Origin of the sequence: Corallococcus praedator (assembly GCF_003612125.1) — a bacterium.
Lineage (GTDB): Bacteria > Myxococcota > Myxococcia > Myxococcales > Myxococcaceae > Corallococcus > Corallococcus praedator.
Genome location: NZ_RAWI01001110.1, coordinates 1 through 433, shown reverse-complemented (window position 1 = coordinate 433; position 433 = coordinate 1). Strand labels below are relative to the sequence as shown.

Genomic DNA, 433 nt, shown 5'->3' with positions numbered 1-433 from the left:
TCTCCGGCGGGAGCCACTCCTGCATGATCCGGACCGAGGCCTTCGTCTCCGACTGTGACTGCGTCAGGAAGTCGCGGTTGAGGTCGAAGCCGTTGCCGTTCGCGCGCGTGCCCGCGACACGGCCGTCCGGGTTCTGGATCACGTTGAAGATGACGATGGCGCCGTCGAGGATCGCGTCCACCTCGGGATCGGTGCCGTACGGCGTCGTGGCAAGGCGTTCGATCGTGCGCATGTTCGCGTCCACGCCCTCGTACTCGTTCCCGTGGATGGCCCCCTGGATGAAGATCGGCACCTTGACCTCGTCGCGCCAGGCGCGCAGTTGCTGCTGCGCCGTGGCCGGGTTCGTGAGCGCCTGGCGGCGCACGGTCGTCCAGTGCGTGTAGGCCGACTTCTGCTTCGCCGTCTTCAGCTGGTTGATCACGACCTTGTACAG

The 433-nt window shown here is 66.3% G+C and carries 1 protein-coding gene; it reads right to left on the bottom strand.

Going from position 1 to position 433, the window contains the following annotated elements; genetic code table 11:
- Positions 1 to 433: M14 family zinc carboxypeptidase (locus D7Y13_RS43270; protein WP_208734662.1), on the bottom strand; the 433-nt coding region annotated here is incomplete at both ends.